Annotated in this window: 20 protein-coding genes; 9 read left to right on the forward strand and 11 right to left on the reverse strand. The window is 32.9% G+C overall.

Translation table 11 applies throughout. The features are described from left to right. Nucleotides 1-4: 4 nt before the first annotated feature. A complete protein-coding gene (locus tag A9G08_RS01965) occupies nucleotides 5-862 on the reverse strand; it encodes a carboxylate/amino acid/amine transporter (RefSeq protein WP_065562080.1) in 858 nt (285 codons plus the stop codon). Nucleotides 863-1123: 261 nt separating this feature from the next. Between A9G08_RS01965 and A9G08_RS01970 the strand changes: the two genes are divergently transcribed. After that, nucleotides 1124-2716: an ABC-F family ATPase gene (locus tag A9G08_RS01970; RefSeq protein WP_065562081.1), complete on the forward strand. Its 1593-nt coding sequence runs from the start codon at nucleotides 1124-1126 to the stop codon at nucleotides 2714-2716. A 61-nt stretch (nucleotides 2717-2777) separates the two neighbouring features. Here A9G08_RS01970 and A9G08_RS01975 read toward each other — a convergent pair whose 3' ends face one another. Both A9G08_RS01975 and rhlE read right to left on the reverse strand, forming a co-directional pair. Continuing rightward, a complete protein-coding gene (locus A9G08_RS01975) occupies nucleotides 2778-3119 on the reverse strand; it encodes a YggL family protein (protein ID WP_065562082.1) in 342 nt (113 codons plus the stop codon). Between the two features lie 26 nt (nucleotides 3120-3145). After that, the gene (gene rhlE, locus A9G08_RS01980; RefSeq protein WP_081299450.1) at nucleotides 3146-4432 is read right to left on the reverse strand and encodes an ATP-dependent RNA helicase RhlE; all 1287 of its coding nucleotides are present in this window, start codon (nucleotides 4430-4432) and stop codon (nucleotides 3146-3148) included. A gap of 453 nt (nucleotides 4433-4885) precedes the next feature. Here rhlE and nikA point away from each other — a divergent pair, with 453 nt between their 5' ends. The 6 genes from nikA to A9G08_RS02010 are packed head-to-tail and all read left to right on the forward strand — an operon-like array spanning nucleotide 4886 to nucleotide 11175. Beyond that, nucleotides 4886-6451 (forward strand): nickel ABC transporter substrate-binding protein, encoded by a 1566-nt coding sequence (gene nikA / locus A9G08_RS01985; RefSeq protein WP_065562083.1) that lies wholly within the window; start codon nucleotides 4886-4888, stop codon nucleotides 6449-6451. Nucleotides 6452-6474: 23 nt separating this feature from the next. Then, nucleotides 6475-7419, forward strand: a complete 945-nt coding sequence (gene opp1B, locus A9G08_RS01990; RefSeq protein ID WP_065562084.1) for a nickel/cobalt ABC transporter permease — start codon at nucleotides 6475-6477, stop codon at nucleotides 7417-7419. Next, a complete protein-coding gene (gene opp1C / locus A9G08_RS01995; protein ID WP_065562085.1) occupies nucleotides 7416-8246 on the forward strand; it encodes a nickel/cobalt ABC transporter permease in 831 nt (276 codons plus the stop codon). Before opp1B ends, opp1C begins: the two co-directional genes overlap by 4 nt. Next, entirely contained in the window at nucleotides 8243-9085 is an 843-nt protein-coding gene (locus A9G08_RS02000; protein WP_065562086.1) for an ABC transporter ATP-binding protein, read from the forward strand. Before opp1C ends, A9G08_RS02000 begins: the two co-directional genes overlap by 4 nt. Beyond that, nucleotides 9085-9858: an ABC transporter ATP-binding protein gene (locus A9G08_RS02005; RefSeq protein ID WP_065562087.1), complete on the forward strand. Its 774-nt coding sequence runs from the start codon at nucleotides 9085-9087 to the stop codon at nucleotides 9856-9858. The genes A9G08_RS02000 and A9G08_RS02005 overlap by 1 nt, the downstream gene beginning before the upstream one ends. A gap of 3 nt (nucleotides 9859-9861) precedes the next feature. Next, nucleotides 9862-11175, forward strand: coding sequence for an MATE family efflux transporter (locus A9G08_RS02010; protein ID WP_065562088.1), 1314 nt, complete (start codon nucleotides 9862-9864; stop codon nucleotides 11173-11175). Between the two features lie 91 nt (nucleotides 11176-11266). Here the strand turns inward: A9G08_RS02010 and A9G08_RS02015 are convergent, their stop codons facing one another. From A9G08_RS02015 to A9G08_RS02035, 5 genes are all read right to left on the reverse strand, one after another. Further along, nucleotides 11267-11692: a hypothetical protein gene (locus A9G08_RS02015; RefSeq protein WP_141673904.1), complete on the reverse strand. Its 426-nt coding sequence runs from the start codon at nucleotides 11690-11692 to the stop codon at nucleotides 11267-11269. Between the two features lie 192 nt (nucleotides 11693-11884). After that, entirely contained in the window at nucleotides 11885-12091 is a 207-nt protein-coding gene (locus A9G08_RS02020; RefSeq protein WP_065562090.1) for a hypothetical protein, read from the reverse strand. Between the two features lie 262 nt (nucleotides 12092-12353). Beyond that, nucleotides 12354-13379 carry an alpha/beta hydrolase gene (locus A9G08_RS02025; protein ID WP_141673905.1) on the reverse strand — a complete coding sequence of 342 codons (1026 nt, stop codon included), beginning with the start codon at nucleotides 13377-13379 and terminating at the stop codon, nucleotides 12354-12356. 42 nt (nucleotides 13380-13421) lie between these two features. After that, nucleotides 13422-13853, reverse strand: a complete 432-nt coding sequence (locus A9G08_RS02030; RefSeq protein WP_065562091.1) for a cupin domain-containing protein — start codon at nucleotides 13851-13853, stop codon at nucleotides 13422-13424. Nucleotides 13854-13954: 101 nt separating this feature from the next. Then, nucleotides 13955-14575, reverse strand: a complete 621-nt coding sequence (locus A9G08_RS02035) for a carboxymuconolactone decarboxylase family protein (protein ID WP_081299451.1) — start codon at nucleotides 14573-14575, stop codon at nucleotides 13955-13957. 247 nt (nucleotides 14576-14822) lie between these two features. On the opposite strand from A9G08_RS02035, the gene A9G08_RS02040 reads away from it, so the two are divergent. Further along, nucleotides 14823-15725, forward strand: coding sequence for an AraC family transcriptional regulator (locus A9G08_RS02040; RefSeq protein ID WP_065562092.1), 903 nt, complete (start codon nucleotides 14823-14825; stop codon nucleotides 15723-15725). A 504-nt stretch (nucleotides 15726-16229) separates the two neighbouring features. Here the strand turns inward: A9G08_RS02040 and A9G08_RS02045 are convergent. From A9G08_RS02045 to A9G08_RS02055, 3 genes are all read right to left on the reverse strand, one after another. Next, nucleotides 16230-16646, reverse strand: coding sequence for a hypothetical protein (locus A9G08_RS02045; protein WP_065562093.1), 417 nt, complete (start codon nucleotides 16644-16646; stop codon nucleotides 16230-16232). 356 nt (nucleotides 16647-17002) lie between these two features. After that, nucleotides 17003-17611, reverse strand: coding sequence for a hypothetical protein (locus A9G08_RS02050; RefSeq protein WP_065562094.1), 609 nt, complete (start codon nucleotides 17609-17611; stop codon nucleotides 17003-17005). A gap of 353 nt (nucleotides 17612-17964) precedes the next feature. Beyond that, the gene (locus tag A9G08_RS02055) at nucleotides 17965-18327 is read right to left on the reverse strand and encodes a hypothetical protein (protein ID WP_065562095.1); all 363 of its coding nucleotides are present in this window, start codon (nucleotides 18325-18327) and stop codon (nucleotides 17965-17967) included. Nucleotides 18328-18547: 220 nt separating this feature from the next. On the opposite strand from A9G08_RS02055, the gene A9G08_RS02060 reads away from it, so the two are divergent. Further along, nucleotides 18548-18871, forward strand: a complete 324-nt coding sequence (locus A9G08_RS02060) for a YnfA family protein (RefSeq protein ID WP_065562096.1) — start codon at nucleotides 18548-18550, stop codon at nucleotides 18869-18871. The last annotated feature ends 114 nt before the right edge of the window (nucleotides 18872-18985 follow it).

Here is an 18985-nt window from a genome sequence, read left to right on the forward strand (position 1 = left end):
AAAATTAATTTGCCTCTAGCTTTTTGAATTTATGATGCAAGATCAAGGCAGAAACAATAATTGCACTACCTAGCGCAAATCGGCCCCAATCAATCGATTGGTGCCAAATAATAACATTAACTAAAATACCAGTTGGAATAACCAAATTATTCATAATGGCAAGCGTACCCGAATCGACTTTGGTTGCGCCATAATTCCATAAAAAATAGCATAACCCAGAAGCCACAACCCCAAGCCAAATAATTATCCCCCATTGTAATTGGGTAGTGGGTAGTTTTTCGGGATTGCCAAATAAAAACCAGCCAATACTAGCCACCAGTATTGCGCCTAAATAGACCCATGCAAAAGCTTGATGTTGGGGTAATGGATAAAGCTCCATAATACGCTTATATCCTACTTGCCCTAAAGCGAAAACAATATTGGCTCCCTGAATCAGGAGAAAACCGATAATAAAATCTCGACTAATATGATCGTAACGAATAACGGCAGCGCCAATTACAGCTAAAACAGCGGTTAATAGGTAAACAAGTCTAAGTCGATGTCCTTGCAAGAAATCATAAATTAGCGTGACATATATTGGCGTTGAAATAGTAAATAATAACACTTCAGGTACAGAAATATATTGGAAAGAGTTGTAATAAAAAAAGTACATAATACCTAATTGACAAGCACCAACGCCCATCAACAACACCATCTGTTTTACAGAAATACCTTTAAAGCGTAAAAAAGGAATAAAGGTTATAAAAGCCAGCAAGACGCGCATTACAACTGCAAACCACGTATCAACTTGCCCACTTAGATAAACAGCAATAAAACTAAATGAAAACGACCAAACTATCGTTACAAAAATAAGATAATACATATTAAATTCTTATTGATAAAAGAAAGTTTGGCATAGTATCAATTCGGCTTATTAATGTAAACAGTAATAAGGATGATATGTTTACTAATCAAAAAAAGTTGAGGAGCGGGGTTTTTGAAACATAAATTTAGTAACAAAAGTGCTAAAAATCGCTTTATTATGGCATAATGTGCGCCAAATCACAGTTTAGCCACTTCACTTTAAGCTTATGAAAAATGCTTCAAGTACGAGTTGCACAAATCAATTCGAGAGTAATTATCCGTGTTAACAACAAGTAATATCACAATGCAATTTGGCAGTAAGCCACTATTTGAAAACATTTCAGTAAAATTTGGTAATGGTAATCGTTATGGATTAATCGGCGCAAATGGTAGTGGTAAGTCCACGTTTATGAAAATTATTGGTGGCGATCTTGTGCCAACCTCAGGTAATGTTTCACTTGATCCACATGAACGATTAGGTAAACTTCGCCAAGATCAATTTGCTTTTGAAGAATATAGCGTACTTGATACCGTAATTATGGGGCACACCGAATTATGGCAAATTAAACAAGAGCGAGACCGTATCTATTCATTACCTGAAATGAGTGAGGAAGACGGTTTTAAGGTTGCAGATTTAGAAACCCAATATGCTGAAATGGACGGTTACAGCGCTGAATCACGCGCGGGTGAATTACTCCTCGGAGTGGGTATACCAATTGAGCAACATTATGGATTAATGAGTGAAATAGCTCCGGGTTGGAAATTGCGAGTATTGCTAGCCCAAGCCCTATTTTCTAATCCAGATATTTTATTACTCGATGAACCGACCAATAACTTAGACATCGATACTATTCGCTGGTTAGAAGATACCTTAAATGAACGTGAAAGCACGATGATTATCATATCGCACGATCGCCATTTTCTTAATATGGTCTGTACTCATATGGCTGATATGGATTATGGGGAATTACGTATCTATCCAGGTAATTATGATGATTATATGACCGCCTCTACTCAAGCTAGAGAACGGCTATTAGCAGATAATGCGAAAAAGAAAGCACAAATTAGTGAACTACAATCGTTTGTTAGTCGTTTTAGTGCTAATGCTGCAAAATCCAAACAAGCAACCTCACGTGCAAGAAAAATCGAGAAAATCAAATTAGAAGAAGTGAAAGCATCAAGCCGACAAAATCCATTTATTCGTTTTGAACAGGATAAAAAACTGTTTCGTAATGCTCTGGTCGTTGAAAATCTCACTAAAGGATTTGATAACGGACCACTATTTAAAAATCTCAATTTAATGGTTGAAGTTGGCGAAAAAGTGGCTATTTTGGGGACTAATGGTATTGGTAAAACTACCCTACTTAAAACCCTTATGGGTGAACTAGTGCCAGAACAAGGTGATATTAAATGGTCAGAAAATGCCAATATTGGCTATTACGCACAGGATCATGAATACGAATTTGACGAGGATCTAACCGTATTTGATTGGATGAGTCAATGGAAACAACCAACCGATGATGAACAAGCAGTGCGCAGCATTTTAGGTCGCTTATTATTTTCACAAGATGACATTAAAAAGCAAGTTAAAGTATTATCTGGTGGTGAAAAAGGACGTATGCTATTTGGTAAATTAATGATGCAACGTCCAAACATTATTGTCATGGATGAACCAACCAACCATTTGGATATGGAATCAATTGAATCGTTAAATATGGCATTAGAACTTTATCAAGGAACGCTATTTTTTGTGTCGCACGATCGTGAATTTGTTAGCTCACTTGCAACAAGAATTGTTGAAATCACGCCGGAAAAAGTCATTGATTATACCGGTAATTATGAGGATTATTTGCGTAGCCAAGGAATTGAGTAACGTTAAAATCCATAAAAATAGCCACATTAGTGGCTATTTTAGTATTTATTCAATTTAGAAATTAAAATTCTAATTCATCCCACCAAATATCAATTAAATTGCTGGTTTTGACATTTTTTAAGCCATGGCTTTCAAGCCATTTAGTGACAACGTCACGATTTTCTTCAGTACAATTACCCAATTTTTGCGTACAAATGATACCTTTCCAGTTTAAATACCCGCTACCTTCGTAAGCCAAACCGTTTGCTTGTATTGCTTCAATGATGAATTGATCAACAACGTTATCAATAGTGTCTTCACTCGTCCCTTCGTCAAATGACCAACTTACGGTAAAACCTAACTCTTTAAACTCTTCAATATGTAATTTTTTTCTTAAACGACGACTGCGATTAACCTTAGCCATAATAATATCCTTCTACTTTAGAAAATTTAGTTAGTTTTAGAATATGTATGATGGCTAGATTGCTTCATACTATTCTGGTTACTTTTAGAAGTTCGAGTTTTATCAACACGTCTTCTTTTTGCTGGAGCAGGCTTGGCTTTTTTAGCTGGCTCCGCTTTAATTCGAGGATCGACTTCAAATCCTTGAGTAAAAATTTCTGGAATCGTTTTTTTAATCAATTTCTCAATTGATTTTAATTGAGCAAGCTCATCAATACAAACTAATGATATTGCCTGCCCCTGATTTTGTGCCCGTCCTGTTCGACCTATACGATGCACATAATCTTCTGCCACTTGTGGTAATTCATAATTGACAACATGAGGTAATAGCTCAATATCTAAACCTCTGGCCGCGATATCGGTAGCAACGAGGGCGCGTATTTGTCCTGACTTAAAATCAGCCAAAGCTTTAGTTCTTGCTCCTTGGCTTTTGTTACCATGAATTGCCGAGGCTTTAATGCCATCTTTAGTAAGCTGTTCGGCAAGATGATTAGCGCCGTATTTCGTTCGCGTAAAAACTAATACCTGTTGCCATTGGTTTTTACCAATTAAATAAGAAAGAAGTTCACGTTTACGGCGTTTATCAACTCGGTGGATATATTGAGTAATTTGCTCAGATGCACTATTGGTTTTGGCTACAGCGATCGATTCGGGTGAATTTAAAATTGTATTAGCTAATGATTTTATTTCATCTGAGAATGTCGCTGAAAAAAGTAAGTTTTGTCGCTTTTTAGGTAATTTAGCGATCACTCGACGAATATCATGAATAAAGCCCATGTCTAACATGCGATCCGCTTCATCAAGTACTAATATTTTTACTGTAGAGAGATCCACCGCATTTTGATGAACCAAATCTAATAGCCGACCCGGTGTTGCAATTAAGATATCCACTCCACCTCGAAGTTTCATCATTTGAGGATTGATACTTACTCCACCAAACACCACCAAAGAACGAATAGATAAATATCGGCTATAATCCCGAATATTTTCACCTATTTGCGCAGCTAATTCACGAGTGGGCGCCAAAATTAGCGCATATAAAGGACGCTTTCCTCTTTTAGGTTCTGTATTAAGTTGCTTTTCATGCAATTTTTGTAAAATAGGTAAACCAAAACCCGCTGTTTTTCCTGTACCAGTCTGAGCACTCGCCATTAAATCTTTACCTGACAAAATTACTGGAATAGCTTGTTGTTGAATGGGGGTTGGATCGGTATAGTTTTGTTCTTCAATAGCTTTTAAAATCTTGGCATCTAAGCCAAGAGAGTCAAATGACATGCAATGATTCCTAAATAAACGTGAAATAAATTATTCAAATCTATTATAAAGCAATTCAATAATAAATGTTTGAATATTTAACGAGGCATAGAACAGACACCATTTAGCGATTTATATTGGCAATGATTTTCTCTTTTTCTTCTCTATTAAAATTAGATAGATCAATCTAAACTCAATTTTGGGGGCTCCCAAACAATGGTAATTAAATACTTAATTATATTTTTTGTTTATTCATAAAGACTTTTAAAAAGTTTTAAGCTATATTTTTAACTAATCAAGTTAACTTTATTTAGATTTAAACTTAATTAGATTTAAATCAATTAATAGAATTTGATAAAATAAATGCCATGATTTTTAAAATGTTTTTTATAAAAAACATACAGATGATATTTATTATCATTCTCATTTATGTTACCATCTCGCTCCTAATCCCAATAAATTAATGGACTAAATATGTTTTTTAATTTCACTCGTATAAAAAATCTACTTTTAGCATTAGTTTTAGCTAGCGTTAGTATTAACTGTTTTGCTAAAGATGATATTACTTTTGCTAATTTTCGTGATATTCGTGACTTAAACCCTCATCTCTATTCCGGTGAAATGTGGGCGCAAAATATGTTGTATGAATCATTGGTTCATTATAACGAAGATGGCACTTTTTCACCTTGGCTTGCAGAAAGCTGGACTATTACTAACGAAGGTAAAACTTATACATTCAAACTAAGAAAAGACGTGACATTTAGTGATGGCGCAAAATTTGATGCGCACAGTGCAAAACTGAATTGGGATGCCGTGTTATCAAACAAAGTTCGTCACACTTGGCTTGAAATGGTTCGCTTAATTACTGAAATCAAAGCAGTAGATGATTATACCCTACAAGTTAACCTTTCCGAACCCTATTACCCTTTTATGATTGAAATTGCCGTAACCCGACCGATGCGCTTTATTTCACCAAATTCTATGATTGATGGTGAAACTAAAAATGGCGTTAAATCTTACATTGGTACCGGCCCTTATGTATTAGGTGATCATAAGAAAGATCAATATGCAGTGTTTAACGCTAATCCAACTTATTGGGGAACTAAACCATTACTCAATAAAGTGACCATGAAAGTTATTGCTGATAACCAAAGCCGACTAATGGCACTCGAAAAAGGTGAAATCGATCTCATCTATGGTAAAAATATGGTTGATGCAGATTCATTTGAACGTTTTTCAACAATGGATAAGTTTCAGACTTTAATGTCTAAACCTGTATCTAGTCGAATTGTATTAATGAACACGACTCGTGACCAGCTAAGTGATGTTAATGTCCGCCAAGCGATTGAACATATCATCAGTAAAAAAGATATTTCAGAAGGTATTTTCAATAATAGTGAAGCACCTGCTGATACATTAATGGCAACCAATATTCCTTATGCTAATATTGGGTTAAAACCTTATGTATATGACACTAAATTAGCTGAAACGCTACTTGATAAAGCGGGTTGGGTAAAAGTTAAAGGCCAAAATTATCGTCAAAAAGATGGCAAACCTTTTGAAATCACACTTTATTATGATAGTAATACTGCTTCACAAAAAACAATTGCACAATATATGCAAGATGAGTTTGAGCAAGTTGGATTAAAGCTTAATATTCACGGTGAAGAAGAGCAAGGTTATCGTGATCGCCAAAAAGCGGGTGATTTTGATATGGTATTTGATATCTCATGGGGTACACCATATGATCCACAATCATTTTTATCCGGTATGAAACTACCTGTTTATGGTGACTATATGGCTCAACAGGGCTTAAAAGAGAAACCGCAAATCGATGCAAGTATTAGTAAAGCATTAATTTCAACGGATGAAAAAGAGCGACAAGATCTTTTCCGTTACGTGCTTGAAACATTACATAATGAAGCGGTTTACATACCATTAACTTATGAACGAAATCGGGTTATTGCTGTTAAATCTTTAAAAGGAATTGAATTTGCGCCTTCTCAATTTGATATTCCATTTGAGAAAATGCATTTTTAGTACATAAATATTTTTGATCAATAATGTTAAATTATATTGTTAAACGTTTAACGATGATGATACCGATATTATTCGGTATCTCTTTTATCGCTTTTTTGCTTATCAATCTAGCCCCTTCCGATCCTGCTGAAGTTGCCTTACGCTTAAATGAAATAATGCCAACCCCAGATGCTATTGAAAGTATGCGTCAGGAATTAGGATTAAATAAACCTTTTTTTGAACGATATTTTACTTGGCTATATGACGTTTTACATCTTGATTTTGGGCGTTCGTTTATTCATCGTGACAGATTAGTTTGGGATGAAGTTATCCGTAGCTTAATTCCTACATTGATTTTAGCAATGTCGTCATTTCTATTTACACTTATTGTCAGTTTAGTTTTAGGTGTGTTATGTGCGATTTTTGCTAATTCAGCATTCGATCATATTGTTCGAATTATTATTTTTTTAGGTACCGCAATGCCTAGTTATTGGTTAGGTTTGCTATTTATTTGGCTGTTTGCTACTTATTTAGATCTATTGCCAACCAACGGGTATGGAACCTGGCAGAACCTGATTTTACCGACGTTAACTTTATCGTTTGTTTACATCTCAACGTATATTCGTTTTATCCGTAATAATATGCTGGAAAATATGCATAATTATTCGATCTTTTATGCCCGTAGTCGAGGTTTGAAAGAGAGAACAATCATTCTTAAGCATGTATTAGTCAATTCACTACATACCACAATTACCGCGTTAGGTATGACCATTCCACAATTAATTGCAGGGTCTTTTGTTGTCGAATATATATTTTCTTGGCCTGGCTTGGGAAGATTATGTATAGCCGCTATTATGAATCGCGACTATCCAGTAATTCAGGCTTACATATTAATTATGGCCATTTTATTTGTAGTATGTAACTTTATTGTTGATGTTATTCATCAATGGTTAGATCCACGATTACGAAGTAATGGTGGTTCTGTATGAATTTAATTAAGCAAGTAATTAGCAATAAAACCGCTTTAGTTTGTTTGATAATCATCATTACAATAATTGTTTTAGGTATATTAGCGCCTTATATTGCACCTTTTGATCCAAATAAAGTTCGCATAGTGCGAAAATATGCCGCTATATCGAGCGAGCATTGGCTTGGTTGTGACCACCTTGGACGTGATATTTTTTCTCGGTTACTTTATGGTATCCGTTCTACCCTATTCTTATCCCTGTTAACCATGATTATCACGATAATTGTTGGTAGTATCATTGGTCTTATTTCTGGTTATCAACGAGGTAAACTTGACGAATGTATTATGCGTCTTTGTGACATCATGTTGTCATTTCCGAGCCAAGTGATGATTTTAGCTATAGTTGGTGTTTTAGGTGTAGGTATTGAAAACATTATTATTGCTAATATTGTAGTCAAATGGGCTTGGTATAGTCGAATGATCCGAAGTTCAGTAATTAAATATAGCAGAAAAAACTATATCCTTTTTTCACGAGCAATTGGTGCACCACATTCTTTTATCATTTATCGTCATTTATTGCCTAATGTCATGTCCGAAGTAGTTATATTGGCTACCTTAGACACTGGCTGGGTGATATTGAATATTTCAGCGTTATCCTTTATAGGATTAGGCGTCCAAGCGCCTACTGCCGAATGGGGACTAATGTTAAGTGAAGCAAAAAACGTAATGACTCAGCACCCTATGCAGATGGTTTATCCTGGTATAGCTATTTTAATTGTTGTAGCGGCATTTAATATGTTAGGTGATTGTTTACGAGATATCTTAGAACCTAAGGAAAAAACAGCATGAGTAGCCCATTGTTAGCAGTAAAGCAACTGACCGTTATGCTTAATAATGGTAACAAGTTACTTGATGATATATCTTTTACCGTCAATCATCATAAATGTTTAGGTATTGTTGGTGAAAGTGGCAGCGGTAAAAGTTTAACCTGCAAAGCAATCATCGGCTTATTAGAATCCTATTTTAGCGTGACAGGACAAATCCTGTTCAAACAGGCTAATTCAACTTTAGATCTGCTAAAACAGAATAAAAAGACATTAAGACCAATTCGCGGTAGTGCTATTTCGATAATATTACAACAACCTATGATTGCTTTTGATCCGCTTTATTGTATTGGCAAACAAGTAGTTGAAACCCTTCAAGCTCATCTCACTATCAATAAAAATGATGCTATTGCTAAAACCTTATTGATGATTGAAAATATAGGGCTCGATAATGCCAAAGAGATTTATAAAAAATACCCGCATCAGTTAAGTGGTGGTATGTTACAACGCATAATGATTGGTATGGCATTAGTACTTGAACCTGAGCTTATTATTGCCGATGAACCAACAACCGCATTAGATTCAATTAGTCAGTTTTATATTTTAAAAATGCTTGAAGAGATAAAATCTAAAACGACTATGATTTTTATTTCTCACGATTTAGGTGTAATTCATCATATTGCCGATGATATTATCGTAATGAATAAAGGTAAAATTGTTGAATCTGGCAGCCGTGATCAGATTTTTTATCATCCCAAACATGAATATACTCGTTACCTGATTGATACTCGCAAGCAATTATTGAATAAATTTAATACGGTTATTTACGCTAATAATCCAAATTTAATCTCGGAGACAATTTGATGCCACCGTTATTGCAAGTTGTAAATGTAAAAAAATCGTTTTTGAAACCTGGTATATTTAACCATAAAAAAAACACAATTATCAAAAATGTATCATTCGATTTAAAACAAGGTGAGTGTCTTGGTATTATTGGTGAAAGTGGTAGCGGAAAAAGTACATTAGGAAAGCTGATTTTAGGCCTTGAGAAACCTGACAGTGGCAAAATCTATTTTAGCGGGCAAGATATTAACAAACGTACATGGAATAAAGCAGCTATACGCAAAAATATCAGTGCAGTATTTCAAGATTATAATTCTTCGGTTAACCCATATTTTAATGTCGGCCAAATTATTGCTGAGCCACTTGATATTTACGAAAAGCTATCAAAAGAGGAACGTCAGCATCGTATCAATGCGTTATTAGAACAAGTTGGATTAGACCATTCTTTTTATGAAAGGTTTCCTCACGAAATGAGTGGTGGTCAATTACAACGTGTATGCATTGCCAGAGCAATAGCTTGCTCGCCTCAATTTATTTTATTTGATGAAGCGGTAAGCTCGTTGGATATCTCAGTTCAAAGCCAAATCTTAACATTACTTGCCGATCTACAAAAACAGCTAAATTTGACCAGTATCTTTATCACGCATGATTTAACTACAATTACTTATCTTTGTGATAAAGTTGCATTTTTTTATCAAGGTGAAATCGTGGAATACGTTGATAAAATAGAACAACTCAGTCAAGTTAAAAATCCTTATTCTAAACTGTTACTTGAATCAATTTTAGGTTTTTAAACAATGTCATCAACATCAAATTTGCAATATCAGTTTAAAGATTATATTAAATTAGTTATTCCATTTATTTTATCAACCATTACTACCCCTCTTCTTGGCGTGGTCGATACGGCTTTAGTCGGTCATTTACCCAATCCAGCTTTTATTGCTGGAATTGCGATAGGAACAGTAATATTTAATACTATTTATTGGTTATTTGGATTTTTAAGAGTAAGTACCACCGGTTTTGCCGCGCAAGCGTTGGATAATTGTTTGTTATTAAGATCGTCTCTTATTCGGCCGCTTTTTATCGCAATCTTTTTAGGTTTGGCATTTATAATTTTTCAAAAATTGATTTTTGTTGCTTCAATGCACATCATCAAACCGAATCAAGATGTTCAACATTATGCTGATATCTATTTTTCTATATTAATTTGGGGGGCACCTTTTGTTCTGATTAATTATGTCCTAGTTGGCTGGTTAATGGGGATATCAAAAATAAAAGCCGTTCTGTTTTTACAAGTGTTTATTAATTTACTCAACATTTTGATGGCAGTAATTTTTGTTTGGTGGTTTCATTGGGACATTAAAGGCGTAGCATTTGCAACATTAATTGCACAAATATGTTGCACTTTAGTCGGTATTTGGTTTACCTGCCGTTATTTGCCTAAAAGTGAACAAAAAGTGGATTTAAGATCTATTTTGTCATGGCAATCATTAAAAGGTGTAATTCTAGTAAACACTAATTTAATGATTCGGACTATCTGCTTATTAATTGTAACTAACCACTTTATTTCTATTGGTTCAACGTTCAATACTGAAGTTTTAGCCGCCAATGCCATTTTATTTCAAGTTCACTATATGATGGCTTATCTATTTGACGGTTTTGCTAATGCTTCCAGCGTTTTCAGTGGACGAGCTAAAGGAAATAAAAATATCCACCTTTACAATCAAACTTTACGGTGGTCACTACAAGCCTGCATTATTTGCCCAATTATCTTAATTGCAATTTGGCTAACCTTCGATACAACCATCATAAAGTTATTAACCAATCAAACTAATATCATAAAGCTATCACTTCAATATCAATATTGGTTAATCATTTTTCCAATTGTTGCATCGGGTGGATTAATCTATTATGGTGTTTTTTCTGGAATCAGTTATACAACATCAATACGCGACTCAATGCTATTGGCGTTATTGGTTTGGTTTGTAGTACAATACATTGCTGTACCAATCTGGGGAAACCAGGGTTTATGGTTAGCTTATAATCTATTTAGTTTTGGTAGGTCGATATTTTTAATTATCTGGATTAAAAAATCACGAGCCTATATTTAATTAAAAATGGTAGCCAAATAGAAAACGTACTGCTATTTAGCTATGTTTTCTGACTCTTCAATAAGGGAGGGAATTTGCATTCATGATTCAATCATAGACAAATTTCTTTTATTGATAATGTGACAGGAATTTTTCGTTTATCACTAAATTCAAACTGAAAAATAAAGCCGATATCATATGTATTTAATACATTAAATACGTCTGGTTTATCACAAAACTGACCTTTTATTCCTAATCTAACATTTTCTATAAATTCATTTAGTGCGGTATTTTTGCTATCAGTTGGCATTTTATATTCAAAAACAACATTATTGTTATTAGCTGAAATATTTGTTATTTCATAATCTGATTTGACCTTTAAAGGAAACTTTCCTTCATCGCCTAACAAAGATTTTTTTGCACTATCAGCTAATGCTTTGGAAATCTCAGCAGCATTATCTGTTTCAGACGCATGTACATTTGAAAATATTGCAAAACACAAAAATAAAATTGCCAATTTAATCACTTGCTTCATCATCAATACCTTAATCTAACAAATCTATATTTCCATTATTATAGTTTTAGAAATGATAACACATTTAAATTCTAACATAGTTTTATATAACTTTTTATTAAGTTGAAAGTTAATAATGTGAATATTTTCAACTGTTTTGATCTTACCTTAAAACCAAAAAAGGTAACACATTGTGTTACCTTTTAAAGTCAAAAATTATTTTTTATTTGGATGAGGATCTTTAACTGAATCTCCTTGCCCACTAACTATATACCAACCATTTTTACTATGTGGTTTTTTATTATGATCCGGACAAGGGGGTAACGATTTCTTACTTTGGTTGGAATAAATATATCCACAGTCAGCACATTTATAAGTGCCAGCTGAAACATCACTACCGTATGCAGCAAATTTTTGTACCATTATAAGCTCCTCCAGTATATTTAAGATAAGCGAATGCTTATCAGTGATAGTTATAAGCTCTGATTAAAAAAAAAGCAAGTATGTTTTTAATCATAGTCGATACAATCGTTCTTAATTAAATAATTTAATGGTTGTTTGATTTTAATTGGAATACATATGAAAACTTAATATATTTGTTGATAAAAAAGTTTGCTCCTACTCAATAATCAATGATTTTTCCCTTCCAAAAGTTTTTAGTGTTTGACTATAGAGATAAAAACCCTCATATCAAACTATCTTTAAAAAACGTTTCTAATTTATCAAAGGGAATTTTATTGGTGGTATTATCATATAAATCAGTATGCACTGCATTAGGAATAATCATTAATTCTTTATTTTTACTGCCAACCATTTTAAACGCATCTTCTGAAAAGTAACGAGAATGCGCTTTTTCACCGGCGATAATTAATGTTGGGCACTCAATTTCATGGGCATGATTCAATAACGACTGATTAATAAATGAAAGTGGCATACTTAACACCCATGAACCATTCGGATTTGAATTGACAGAACGAATATGAAAACCACGTTTAGTGGTATAAAAACGAGAATAATCTGCAATAAATTGTGGTGTTTCATCCGTGATTTGATCAACGGTAATATTGTTTCTTGGATTCAACGTGGCATAACTATTTTGTGAATCGTCCCAGCGGCTATTATTCAATGACTGTTTCATTGCTAATCGTTGCCCTTCTGTCATGCTATCATTATAACCTTTAGGAATAACTCGACTCATATCGTACATGACAACGGTTGCTACCGCTTTAATTCGAGTATCAATTGATGAAGCATTTAAAGCCATACCACCCCAACCACAAATCCCCAAAATACCAATGTGCTCCCGCTCAACGCAATCTATAGATCCAAGATAATCGATAGCGGCACTAAAATCTTCGGTATTGATTTCAACAGATGCTTGATTACGCGGTAATCCACTGCTTTCACCAGTAAAAGAGGGATCAAATGCCAAAGCAATAAATCCTCGCTCTGCTAAAGTTTGCGCATAAAAACCCGATACCTGCTCTTTTACGGCGCCAAATGGTCCTGCGACAACAATAGCAGATAATTTATCTGGGCTGTTTTTTGGGCGATATAGATCAGCGGCAAGCGTAATGCCATAACGATTCTTAAAAGTAACTTTAAAATACTCAACTTTATCACTTTGTAGAAAAATCTTATCCCAACGTTGTTCTAACTGAATTGTCTGAGGTGGAACTGTAATAACCGTTTGAGAACAGATATTTGTCATGTCATTATCTCACATTGAAATTAATGTTTTAAATCTAGTTAATTAGCATAATTTTTGGAAATCTTCTTCAGATACCGCTTCACACCATTCATTATAGGTATCCTCACCCGGCACTTCGATAGCGATATGGCTAAACCATGAGTCAATCTTAGCGCCATGCCAATGTTTTACATTCGCAGGAATGGTGATAACCATACCGGGCTCTAAACTTATTGGCTTATCCCCATATTTTTGATACCAACCGCTACCAGCTATACATAATAAAATTTGCCCACCACCTTGTGATGCATGATGAATATGCCAATTATTTCGACAGCCAGGTTCAAATGTGACATTTGCAACTAATAAGGGAGACTTTGCTGTTAATAAATTTAGATAGGATTGACCAATAAAATATTTAGCATAATTTACATTCTGCTCACCCTGTCCAAATAAATTATGTTTTTCAAATTCAGATTGACTGATTATTTTCATAATAACTATCCTCGTCAGGAAATGATTTAAAGCTATCTGTGTAATAAAACTTATTTTGTGAAACATGGATATATTTACTATATCCATTTGGTTGTAATTTTTTATTGGCCTTTTACTGCACGGTTGAATCGTTCAAATTCGATTTCACCAATTTTTGATTTTAAAATATTCGCAATGCCATCTAATTGAGTGGGAGATACCCCGACATTTTGCGCAATTTGAACATGAGATTTAATCTGACTATCGGCACCTTGCAAGGTTGATAGCGCAGCTAATGTCGCTATCTCTCTATCTTCATAACTTAAAATATCTCGACCAAAAATATCGCCAAAAAGATGGGCTTTTAAAAATTGATCAATAGTAGGTGAAAAATCCATAATGCCACCCGTAACCGGTTTGCCTACAACTTTTGTTTGAATTTTTGTACCCAATTCTAAAGCGCTTAAATTAGTCGGTAATGGTGCCGAAGTAGAACCAACTGTGTCAGTAATGCCTTCTTTTTGACGTTCTTCTAGTAGCGCTTTAAAGGCACTCAAACCATTTAAACTTCTTGGAAAACCTACATAGGCATAAAGTTGAACTAAAATTTCTTTAATTTCATTGATGGTTAATCCTTGATTCAATCCATCAATTAAAGCTTGCTTTAAGCCAATCATATCGCCTTTAGACATAAAAGCGGAAATAGTAACAATCGATCCTTTTTTTGGTGTTAAAATATTCATAGCCTTTGCCCTTAAACAATTAGTTAATACTGCAAACTTTTGCTAACCACCCTAGATTTTGACTATTAAGTGCGACTAAAAATGATAGATAATTTATTAGATGCTGATGCGAATGTATTTCACTTCGTTTTTTATTATTATAAGATCTGCTAATAATATCCAATAGAGCCGATCCTGCCAAAAAGTTGCCTAATCCTATCAGAAATCATATGCTAATAGAGAAATCTAAATAAATAGAGAAATCTCTATGTTAAAAAAAGAAATTAAAAAAATAATGCTAAAAAGAATGCCAACTGTGGGGGACTATCCAACACAAATTAAAAACTTTGGCATTTATAGGCGTGAAGTCGGCAAAAATAAAGATATTTGTTTAGAAAATTGTTTTTATCAACCTATGATCACAATGATAATACAAGGTGAAAAAAGCTCTCTGCTTGGCACCAAACTTTATCATTATAAAGAAGGTGATTATCTTATAACCTCGATTGATATTCCAACGATAAACACAATTAAAAATGCGACGACAAACGCCCCATTTCTTTCATTGTCACTTTTGATTGATAATAATTTAATTAAAGAGTTATTAATACAATACCCGGAATTAAATAAACCTTCGCAACAAAGTTTTAATGGTATTATTATCTCAAAGGCGGAAGATGATTTAATCAATGCTTTTTATCGATTGCTTAAGTTGCTGGATAAACCTGAACAAATTTCGGTTTTAGCACCACTAATCATAAAAGAAATTCATTATCTACTCTTAATCGGTCCATTTGGTGAAGCGCTAATATCAATTTGTATGCCAGAAACAAGAAGTTATCGTATTGCGAATACGATAGATTGGCTAAAAGAACATTTTAGAGAGCCGATAAAAATGGAACAATTAGCCAATCAAGCGAATATGTCACTCTCTAGCTTCTATCGTCATTTTAAAAAAGTAACAAGTTTAAGCCCATTGCAGTTTCAAAAACAACTTAGATTACATGAAGGTCGGCGTTTAATGGTCAGCGAGAATATGACAGCGATTCAAGCGAGTTTAAAAGTCGGTTACGAAAGTGCAACACAATTTAATCGAGAATATAAAAACTTATTCAACCAAACACCCTTGCAAGATGTGCTAAAAATACGCAAAGGTTCTCAACGAAGATAAATTAAAGTTGAGGAGTGGTGTTTTTGATTTGGGATTAGTTGAAAATACGGCCGAAATATTTGCTGTTATCGATTTTGTTTCATTTGCTGTTAATAACTGCAGTCATAATTACTTTTAATTAGATTACTTAAAAATATAACATTTACTGTCTTTGTTTATTTCTACAAAATCTAGAATCATTATAGAATACGAAAAAACAATAAAATTCAATTTACTTCTTGAAATACAGCAGTAATAAGGTAAGAAAAGTTAAAACAATCAATAAAGTAATATTATGTATCTCTAATTTTCAGCAATTTTGTAATTGCTCAAGATTTATTGATTGAAGCGAAAAATGTTCCAGAAAACACATTGTTAAATATATTTTTAAGTAATTTTTTTGGATCTATTTTATTTTTAGCATTTACATTTTTCTTTAGTAAACATTTTTCAAAATAACTAATAAAAACCCTCTAAGAGGGTTTAATTAAATTGTTTTGGTAGTCAATAATTAATAAATTGAATTTAAAATGCGGTCCTATAAATACCGTATCCACCATTTAATGAGTGAGCAATTCTGTATGTTATAGCCTGATTTAATTCAACTTCCCCTTCAACTTCAACTAAACCACCACCACAAATGCCATTGGCTATCATGCTAAAAATTCTCTTACCAATTCGAGGATAAATAACAATTTTCTCAGCAGGGTTTAAATCAGCAATTTTAATACCATCGACAAAAAAAGAATCAGAACAAGCACTACTTACAAATCCAGCATCTCTCTTTATAATAACTATTCCCGAATTATCTTTTTTTGTCAAAAACTCTTGGTTGTAGATCCTATATGCGGGAACATTTCTAGCTTTTTCATTTGGCACTGGTGACGAAGAACAACTAGCTAAAATAAACCCTAAAAAACTTATTAGTAAAATTCTTTTCATACCATCTCCTTAATTTTTAAAACAATGGTATGTTATTTTATAAGTTGGAGCAATAAAAAATGCTTAACGAGGAACACATCAGATTTTATATTTTTATTGATTATATAACACTTTTTTTGAATCGTTCAGAAAGCAAAATAGAGAATTAAAACAATTGTGTAAAATTCAGAATCATGTTTTGATTCATAATAAAATTGATTAGGTTGCTAATATACCGAATTGGATTAATGTAGGTGCATTGATTAATTATAAATATAGGTTGAAGAAAAGTAATTATTGAGTATTTTTAATTTTGATAACTATATTCAGCTAACAATTCTCCATAACAAACCATTTTAATTGAACCCCTTTTTAATTTAAACTCCCAGTCTTTCAACATACTCTGAATCCAATTCAAGGACTTTAGTAAAAAAGTGGTGTAGGCTGTATTCTCTTCCGGCGTATTGAATATAAGATTTGAAGTTTTCAATTTTAAATGTACGTTCATCTTTGCTTTCAAAACAGTAACCAGTGAAAAAAAGCTCGTTAGATGAATTTATTTGGACTCTATCTAATAATAATTCTTTATTGACATTGGAATGTTTAAATGAAATCGTAAACAAGTCTGAATTCCATATTGTGGTTAAGTGATTTCTAAAATTATCAGAATCTAATTCTTGCTGTTCGTAATCAACAGAATCTTCAAAATTGGTTGAATAATTGAATGAAGTGTCTTGAGACGATGCTTTTTCTAAATTTAAATTTTTGTGCGCCTTATAATTTAAAAATTTCTTGCCTATTCCACATATTCCTCGAACTAACAAAATCAAACAACAAACAATAAATGAAATAACGGAAATACCAGCTAAAGCAACCATCGTTGGATTTGGAGGCGAATCATCATTAGGAAAAGTAATGATATAGATGGCAAAAATTATTAAACTAAAAATTAAAACCTTCTTCACCGTGATCTTATATGCTCGCATTAGTTATTTCCTATCAAATCAATCTAGCTTTAAATTCATAAAACGCTTGATCGACTATTTTATTCTTTTTCCAAGTTGAACCCTCTTCCAACTTTCTCAACATTCCATCAGAAAATAGATTCATTAAGGTCTAAACGGTACTTAGACCTAATTTTGTGTTAAAACCATAAACCTTGATAATCCAATCAATCCCCCCGCTTTTTTAAAAATTGATTTTCATACATGAATTTCTGATTCACTTTTATATATAACAATAAATGAAATTTAATAACAGTATTCTATTTTAAAGTCAATTGGTTACAAGTATAACCATTAATGTAATATTTTTTATTGTGAGTACTATTATGAAACATCTACCAAGTTAATTCCTCTTTATCAGCTTTATTGTTTTCTTCATACATCATTAGAATGGTGCTATAACTACACATATCTATACCACTATTACAATAATCTTTAATTACTTGATCCATTATTTTTCTATTTGTGGCCTTAGTTGCTTTTTTAAATGCATCTAAATTCTCTTGCTCCATCATTCTCAAATTGGAAGGTTGGCACATGTCAATTTGTTCACAATAATCTTTTTTTACGTTATCCTTAATATATTCGATAACTTCTTGCTTTTGTGCATCTGAACCATCAAAGTCCATTGGATGAATAAATTTAGCTTGCGCAGCTGTCGAAAATAATATCGAAAGTAATATTGTCTTTTTCAACATAAAATCTCCTTTTTTGACTATTAATTTTAATTAAAAATTTTCTTTGCTACCATAAATCAATCTTACATTTAATTTACTAATTCGATATTAACATAGGTTAATAAATAACGCCCATGTTAAACTTTAAAAATCTATAAAAAACAAAACAGAAATAATGTTCAAACCAATCTAGTATTGTTTATACTAATCTGAAACTTATTAATGATAGCTTATTTTAATTATGATAAAAATTATCGTGTTATTTATATTTACCGCTTTAGCTGAAATTTCTGGCTGTTATTTTGTTTATATTTGGGCTAAAAAAGTGGTTTCTGCCTGGTTTCTTATACCGGCGGCATTATGCCTTATGTTATTTGCTTGGTTACTTACTTTACACCCTGAAGCTAGTGGTCGAATTTATGCAACATATGGTGGTATTTATGTAGTAGCTTCCATTATTTGGCTTAAGTTAGTCGATCATGTCAAACTATCAACTTTTGATTTAATCGGCTCCATGATTATCCTACTCGGAACGCTAGTTATTATTTGGGGTTGGAGAACATAAAATTAATTGTTTAATTAAATTGATATATCCTATTCTTTTAAAAAATATAAGCAAATCACATTAATTAATTTATAGTAAACATATAAAGTTAAAAGAAAATTTTTTTTTGCGATT

Origin of the sequence: Gilliamella sp. wkB195 (assembly GCF_001690445.1) — a bacterium.
In the GTDB taxonomy this organism is placed as follows: Bacteria; Pseudomonadota; Gammaproteobacteria; order Enterobacterales; family Orbaceae; genus Gilliamella; species Gilliamella apicola_E.

Coding starts and splice junctions, on each gene's coding strand:
- A9G08_RS01965 (WP_065562080.1), bottom strand. CDS start 862: ATGTATTATCTTATTTTTGTAACGATAGTTTGGTCGTTTTCATTTAGT.
- A9G08_RS01975 (WP_065562082.1), bottom strand. CDS start 3,119: ATGGCTAAGGTTAATCGCAGTCGTCGTTTAAGAAAAAAATTACATATT.
- rhlE (WP_081299450.1), bottom strand. CDS start 4,432: ATGTCATTTGACTCTCTTGGCTTAGATGCCAAGATTTTAAAAGCTATT.
- nikA (WP_065562083.1), top strand. CDS start 4,886: ATGTTTTTTAATTTCACTCGTATAAAAAATCTACTTTTAGCATTAGTT.
- opp1B (WP_065562084.1), top strand. CDS start 6,475: ATGTTAAATTATATTGTTAAACGTTTAACGATGATGATACCGATATTA.
- opp1C (WP_065562085.1), top strand. CDS start 7,416: ATGAATTTAATTAAGCAAGTAATTAGCAATAAAACCGCTTTAGTTTGT.
- A9G08_RS02000 (WP_065562086.1), top strand. CDS start 8,243: ATGAGTAGCCCATTGTTAGCAGTAAAGCAACTGACCGTTATGCTTAAT.
- A9G08_RS02005 (WP_065562087.1), top strand. CDS start 9,085: ATGCCACCGTTATTGCAAGTTGTAAATGTAAAAAAATCGTTTTTGAAA.
- A9G08_RS02010 (WP_065562088.1), top strand. CDS start 9,862: ATGTCATCAACATCAAATTTGCAATATCAGTTTAAAGATTATATTAAA.
- A9G08_RS02015 (WP_141673904.1), bottom strand. CDS start 11,692: ATGATGAAGCAAGTGATTAAATTGGCAATTTTATTTTTGTGTTTTGCA.
- A9G08_RS02020 (WP_065562090.1), bottom strand. CDS start 12,091: ATGGTACAAAAATTTGCTGCATACGGTAGTGATGTTTCAGCTGGCACT.
- A9G08_RS02025 (WP_141673905.1), bottom strand. CDS start 13,379: ATGACAAATATCTGTTCTCAAACGGTTATTACAGTTCCACCTCAGACA.
- A9G08_RS02030 (WP_065562091.1), bottom strand. CDS start 13,853: ATGAAAATAATCAGTCAATCTGAATTTGAAAAACATAATTTATTTGGA.
- A9G08_RS02035 (WP_081299451.1), bottom strand. CDS start 14,575: ATGAATATTTTAACACCAAAAAAAGGATCGATTGTTACTATTTCCGCT.
- A9G08_RS02040 (WP_065562092.1), top strand. CDS start 14,823: ATGTTAAAAAAAGAAATTAAAAAAATAATGCTAAAAAGAATGCCAACT.
- A9G08_RS02045 (WP_065562093.1), bottom strand. CDS start 16,646: ATGAAAAGAATTTTACTAATAAGTTTTTTAGGGTTTATTTTAGCTAGT.
- A9G08_RS02050 (WP_065562094.1), bottom strand. CDS start 17,611: ATGCGAGCATATAAGATCACGGTGAAGAAGGTTTTAATTTTTAGTTTA.
- A9G08_RS02055 (WP_065562095.1), bottom strand. CDS start 18,327: ATGTTGAAAAAGACAATATTACTTTCGATATTATTTTCGACAGCTGCG.
- A9G08_RS02060 (WP_065562096.1), top strand. CDS start 18,548: ATGATAAAAATTATCGTGTTATTTATATTTACCGCTTTAGCTGAAATT.